General features: G+C 41.3%; 8 protein-coding genes. All 8 read right to left on the bottom strand.

Features of this window, described 5'->3' with window-relative positions:
- On the bottom strand, nt 1–713 hold a 713-nt coding region (locus ACTU7M_RS11400; protein ID WP_443474521.1), incomplete at its 3' end, for a pyruvate carboxylase subunit B.
- 17 nt (nt 714–730) lie between these two features.
- The gene (citX, locus tag ACTU7M_RS11395; protein WP_443474520.1) at nt 731–1294 is read right to left on the bottom strand and encodes a citrate lyase holo-[acyl-carrier protein] synthase; all 564 of its coding nucleotides are present in this window, start codon (nt 1292–1294) and stop codon (nt 731–733) included.
- An 11-nt stretch (nt 1295–1305) separates the two neighbouring features.
- Entirely contained in the window at nt 1306–2844 is a 1539-nt protein-coding gene (gene citF / locus ACTU7M_RS11390) for a citrate lyase subunit alpha (protein WP_443474519.1), read from the bottom strand.
- Between the two features lie 6 nt (nt 2845–2850).
- Complete coding sequence (citE, locus tag ACTU7M_RS11385) at nt 2851–3741, bottom strand: citrate (pro-3S)-lyase subunit beta (protein WP_443474518.1); 891 nt, start codon at nt 3739–3741, stop codon at nt 2851–2853.
- Nucleotides 3729–4040, bottom strand: a complete 312-nt coding sequence (gene citD, locus ACTU7M_RS11380; RefSeq protein ID WP_443474517.1) for a citrate lyase acyl carrier protein — start codon at nt 4038–4040, stop codon at nt 3729–3731. The genes citE and citD overlap by 13 nt, the downstream gene beginning before the upstream one ends.
- 5 nt (nt 4041–4045) lie before the next feature.
- Complete coding sequence (gene citC / locus ACTU7M_RS11375; protein ID WP_443474516.1) at nt 4046–5080, bottom strand: [citrate (pro-3S)-lyase] ligase; 1035 nt, start codon at nt 5078–5080, stop codon at nt 4046–4048.
- An 18-nt stretch (nt 5081–5098) separates the two neighbouring features.
- Nucleotides 5099–5233, bottom strand: coding sequence for an OadG-related small transporter subunit (locus ACTU7M_RS11370; protein ID WP_443474515.1), 135 nt, complete (start codon nt 5231–5233; stop codon nt 5099–5101).
- A gap of 28 nt (nt 5234–5261) precedes the next feature.
- On the bottom strand, nt 5262–5897 hold a 636-nt coding region (locus ACTU7M_RS11365), incomplete at its 5' end, for a sodium ion-translocating decarboxylase subunit beta (RefSeq protein ID WP_443474514.1).

The raw sequence follows: 5897 nt of genomic DNA, 5'->3' as shown, positions 1-5897 counted from the left end.
GATTCAGTTGCGGGTTGGCTCGTTCCGCCTGAAAATGGTGAAATTGCCGTATCAATGATGTCTGCACCGGCTTCCACTGCCTTGAGGTAAGTCATTTCGGCGATGCCACTCGTTGTATGCGTATGAACTTGAATCGGTAACGCTGTGACTGATTTGATTGCCTTTACCAATGAATAGGCGTTAGCCGGCGTTAAAATCCCCGCCATATCTTTAATGGCAATGGAATCAGCACCCAATGCAACCATTTCTTTAACAAGACCGATATAATACTCATCGGTATGGACATCGCTGATTGTGTAACAAATACAAGCCTGGGCATGACCGCCATACTTCTTGATGGCTTTCATTGACGTTTCTAAATTTCGGGTATCATTCAAGGCATCGAAGACACGGACAATATCGATCCCGTTTTCAATTGCTTTTTGAATGAAGCTCTCAACTACATCGTCCGGATAGTGCTTGTAACCTAAAAGGTTTTGACCCCGTAACAGCATTTGTAATTTTGTATTTTTTACATGTTTACGAATGATGCGTAACCTTTCCCAAGGATCTTCATCCAGATAACGCAAGGCGCTATCAAATGTTGCGCCTCCCCACACTTCCAAAGCATGGTACCCTGCTTGATCCAGGGTTTCCAGAATTGGCACCATTTGTTCCGTCGACATACGCGTAGCGATTAAACTTTGGTGTGCATCACGGAGAATCGTATCCATAAATTTCACTTGTTTATTCACGATTGGCCCACTCTCCCATCTTTTATCATTAATTCTTCAATTTTCATTACCATTTCTTCTATCGTATGGGTGCGATTACGACCGCACTCTTTAGCTGGTTTGGAACAAACAAAACATTGTCTTTGCGAAAAACCGGCTTGTGCCCGGTTAATCGTATGGATATTTCCATTGCAATAATGAAGGACATCCATATCCCAGAGACGTCCTATTGAAGACTCAGTCTCCAAATCAATCGTTTCCTGCTTAACAAGCATCGGCAATGCTTCTAACACCACAAAATATTCAGGTCCAGTTGGAAGCATGATCGTTTTTTCGAATGATTGCGTCCATCCTTGTTTTTGAATACGATTTTGTAATTCCTCAACACCTATTTCAAATAAACGCCTGATTGCTGCATTATTTTTTATGGGGCCTGGAATATTACACTTTAAAGCGACTAACACACTATCGGGAAACTTGATGCAAAGTTTTTCTTCAAGCTTAGCTCTTTGTTCCCTAGCAGCCAATACTTGTTGTAAACTTGGTTGTTGACCATTTGAAAAAAATAATGAATTTCCCATCATAAACCTTCTTAATCTTTTACTTCACGAACAACATCGATTACTGAACCGTCACGGTATTCGATGACAGCTACGACTTTTTCACCGTATTCGATTGCGTCTGGAGTACCTACTGTTCCATAAGCTTTTTCTTTTAATTCCTCAATTGTGTAGACTGGAACATCTATTCCATTAAATGCTTCAACTAAATCATTTCTACGTGGATTAATGGCAATCCCGATATCCGTTACAACGACATCAATGCTTTCTCCAGGTGTGATTACTGTATTTACATTATCAACGATACATGGAATTCTTCCACGAATAAGCGGTGTACAAATGATACTCAATTTACTTGCAGCAGCTGTATCACAGTGACCTCCTGAAGCGCCACGGATGAGTCCGTCTGAACCAGTCATAACGTTTACGTTGAAGTCTGTATCCACTTCTAGTGCTGAAAGAATGACTACATCTAATTGGTTAACCGCTGCCCCTTTGTTCCCTGGGTTTGCATAGAAAGATGCGCTAATTTCATAGTGATTTTCGTTATTTTTCAAAGAAGATGCGGCACCGCGGTCAAAGGATTGCACGTCGATTACTTTTTCAACCAAGCCCTCTTCAAGCATGTCAGACATTTGTTTTGTTAAACCACCTAGACCAAAACTTGCCTTTATATCATCTTTAATCATGCTTTCTCGTAAGTAACGCGCTACTGCTAGTGTAGATCCACCTGTCCCCGTTTGGAAAGAAAACCCTTCTTTATAGTAAGGTGATTTCGTAATAACTTTATTTGCATTTTGTGCAATCAGTAATTCGCGCGGGTTTGTTGTTAATCGTGTAGCTCCCTTGGCAATACCATTTGGATCGCCAATTGCATCCACTTTAACGACATAATCGACATGATTTTGCGGAATACTAATAGGTGTATTCGGATAGGCTACCAGCGTATCGGTAATGATTACCACTTTATCAGCATATTCAGCATCAATTTTAGCATATCCCAATGAGCCACAAGTTGCATTACCATGCGATCCGTTCGCGTTTCCATAGGCGTCTGAACTTGGTGCGCCAAGGAACGCTACGTCAATATGAATGTCTCCCATTTCAATAGCTCTTGCACGTCCACCATGAGAACGGATAACGACTGGGTTATCCATTAACCCATTGGATATCGCCGCACCTAACTTATCGCGTAAACCACTTGAGGTGATGTTTGTGACAACTCCATTTTTAATATGTTCTATTAATGGTTCATGAACGTTTGCAAGAGAAGAAGATGCTAGTGTTAAGCCCTTGATCCCTAACGCAGCAATCTCAGCCATGACCATATTTAAGACATAATCGCCTTCACGGAAATGGTGGTGAAAGGAAATAGTCATACCATCTTTAAGTCCAGATTTTATAATAGCTTCTTTGATGGAATCAACAAGCTTGTCATCGCCAGGTTGAATAGCTGTTACAGTACCAGCAGCACGTTTATAATTTTGTCTTCTTGCGAATTGTCCTTCGAAATCTCCATATTTTTCACTGATATCTACAGGGATTTCTTTTCCTAATTTATTTAATGGCATTATCTCTTATTCTCCCTTCTTGTAAACACCAGCAGCTTCAGCCAACATCAAGGTCCGCTCAGCACGCTCTACGATAGGTTTATCAATCATTTTCCCGTTCAATGCAATGACTCCTGAACCTCTTGCTTCTGCTTCTTCGATTGCATTTACGACATCGATAGCATTGGCAATTTCTTTTTCGCTTGGAGTGTAAACGTCATTGACTACAGGAATTTGACGCGGGTTGATAACAGACTTGCCATCGAAACCTAGTTGTTTAACAAATTCCACTTCTTTACGTAAGGTATCCAAATCATCAACATCGGAAAACACTGTATCCAATGCCGCTATCCCCACTGCTCGTGCCGCATGAACAATCATTGAACGTGCAAAGAATAATTCTTCACTGTTTCGTTCTGGATATCTTCTCGTTTTCATTGCCGTAACGTAATCTTCGGCCCCTATTGCGATCCCTATTAAACGATCACTCGCTTGCGCAATGGATAGTGCATTTAATACACCAATTGGTCCTTCGATAGCAGCCATCATCTTGGTTGATCCCACTGTCCGACCACATTGTCTTTCAGCTTCTTCAATGACTGCTTCTGTATCAAGAACATCTTGAGCGGTTTCCGTTTTCGGTAGACGAATGACATCGATTCCTGCCCTTACCATGGCATGAACATCATCCTTGCCACCTGCATCCAGGCCATTAATCCGTACAACTGTTTCAGTATTCCCGTAGTCTATCGTTTTTACTGCCTGATAAACGAGAAAGCGGGAAGTATCTTTTTCTTTCAAGGATACAGAATCTTCCAAATCGAACATAACGGAGTCTGCACCATAAATATATGCGTCACGAAGCATCCCTGCATTACTTGCAGGCACGAACATCATCGTTCTTCTTAAACGTTCCATTCTTCAATTGCCCCCCAATTATAATCAGATGTAATACCGGCAGAACGGTGCACAGCTGCCATGGTTCTGGCAATTATCGTACAATCCAAAGCACCTTGATCGACAACAACCAGTTTTGCATCTTCTACCTCAAGATTTTTCAATGTCGTTTCGAGAACTTCTCGAATTTTTTTACCAAATTGTTTCTGTACGCTACTCTTTAATTCAATCTCGATACCTTTCCCGTCATTTCTATCAATCAAGATTTGAACATCGGAAGACTCCAAGGTGCCTGCTATTGCTTGTTTCTCAATAATCAATTTTTTCACTCCTTGTTTTGAATGTTATGGATAATCATTGCCCCTGCTGCTGTATTTAAAAATTCATAAGTCGAATCGGGCAACAATGGCCTTGTTTCCGCTACTTTGTTTTCTTTTAATAATTGTCGGACCCGGGATGCACTGATTACATCCGCGCCAACTTGTTTGCGTTCCAGGATAATCAATTCTAATTTTTTGCCGAATACTTTTTTCAATGCCTCATTGTAAATGTTCGTGGCAAACGATAATGGTTCCATTCCTACGTAACGACGATTAATATTGAGGGCAGGTGCAATCTTTTCACAGAATATCAAGGCATCCAAACGCGCTTGTATTTCTGTCACATCCGCTTCCTCCCTTAAAAAATATGAAGGAAATGTTTTGGCGGAAACCATGTAATCGCCCGTGTCATGCACCAGCACATTACTTAAATGAGCTGTTCCTTTTTCAACGAGTTCTTTACGGACTTTTTGCGGAAAAACAGAAAGATCCTCTGATAAAACAAAAACGTGGACCACATCATTTTCCTTACTTGCTTTTTCAATCAAGTATTGGTGTCCGAGTGTAAAAGGATTCGCATTCATTACAATACCGGCAATGTTTTCCCCAGGTATTTTTCTGGTTTTCAGTTCTTCCAAGAAATTATCGAAGCCTTTTGTCGCTTTTTCGAGAAATACAAGGTGATTCTCAACTCGTGCAATTTCTTTGAACCCCATGTATAAGAAAGACTGAACCGATTCTGGTTTTGTATAGACGTAGCACTGGGAATATCCTTTTTCAAATACTTCATTCATTAAATGGGAGATGAGGGTGTTGATTACCCCGCCTCCCGTATAACTTTTGCATACCGCAATACACTTCAGGACATTTTGATGGAGCGAACCGGTTGCGATGATTCCATCACCATCATATATTGCCACTGTATAATCGACTGCTTCCTCTGGGCGTATATGTGCTTGGTCCAATAACCAATGCCAATCTTTTAGCGCTTGTTTATTTTTATTAATCCACAAACGTTTGACGTTATAAGATTGCTCCATCGAAATGCTCCTTTATTATTATTTTTTTGCAGGGAAAGCCTTCAGCAACCCCATGCTTACTACATACAAGATGAAGAGCACCAAGAACACGCCTGGCCAGCCAAAAAGTAAAATCTCAAATGCTCCACGTAAATTATCCATATCAATATTCATTTCAATTTCTCCTTTCAAGAAACGGCTATTAGCCGCCAAAGTAAGCCAAAATCAATCCACCGGCGATTACAGAAGCGATTTGCCCTGAAACGTTGGCGCCAATTGAAAAATTCAACAGGAAGTTTTGTGGATCTGCCTCAGTAGCCATTTTTTGTACCACACGTGCCGACATTGGGAAGGCAGAGATACCGGCTGCGCCAATCATTGGGTTGATTTTTTCCTTGCGGAATACGTTCAACAGTTTAGCGAACAACACACCACCGATAGTGTCCATGACGAATGCCAACAATCCGAAGGCAATAATCATCAACGTTTGAAGATTCAAGAATTGATCTGCCGTCATTTTCACGGCGATGGTCAATCCAAGCAAAATTGAAACCAAGTTTACCAGCTCATTTTGAGCCGTTTGGCTCAAACGGTTCAAGACCCCACATTCACGCAACAAGTTACCGAACATCAGGAAACCTACCAAAGGCAAGGAAGCCGGAGCGATGAAACCGGAAACGATGGTCACGATGACCGGGAAGAAAATCAAGGTGATGCGTGAGACTTGCGATGCTTTATAAGGCATACGGATTTTACGTTCTTTTTCTGTCGTTACCAATTTAATGGCAATCGGTTGGATAATAGGAACCAATGCCATATAGGAGTAGGCCGCGACCGT

The sequence above is a fragment of the Jeotgalibaca sp. A122 genome, assembly GCF_052266715.1.
In the GTDB taxonomy this organism is placed as follows: Bacteria; Bacillota; Bacilli; order Lactobacillales; family Aerococcaceae; genus Jeotgalibaca.
The sequence above is the reverse complement of the archived record's forward strand: the minus strand, read 5'-3'. Positions and strand labels throughout refer to the sequence as shown.

What these genes read in the sequence shown, in the direction of transcription:
- citX (WP_443474520.1), bottom strand. Translation starts at nt 1,294, where the DNA reads ATGGGAAATTCATTATTTTTTTCAAATGGTCAACAACCAAGTTTACAA.
- citF (WP_443474519.1), bottom strand. Translation starts at nt 2,844, where the DNA reads ATGCCATTAAATAAATTAGGAAAAGAAATCCCTGTAGATATCAGTGAA.
- citE (WP_443474518.1), bottom strand. Translation starts at nt 3,741, where the DNA reads ATGGAACGTTTAAGAAGAACGATGATGTTCGTGCCTGCAAGTAATGCA.
- citC (WP_443474516.1), bottom strand. Translation starts at nt 5,080, where the DNA reads ATGGAGCAATCTTATAACGTCAAACGTTTGTGGATTAATAAAAATAAA.
- ACTU7M_RS11370 (WP_443474515.1), bottom strand. Translation starts at nt 5,233, where the DNA reads ATGAATATTGATATGGATAATTTACGTGGAGCATTTGAGATTTTACTT.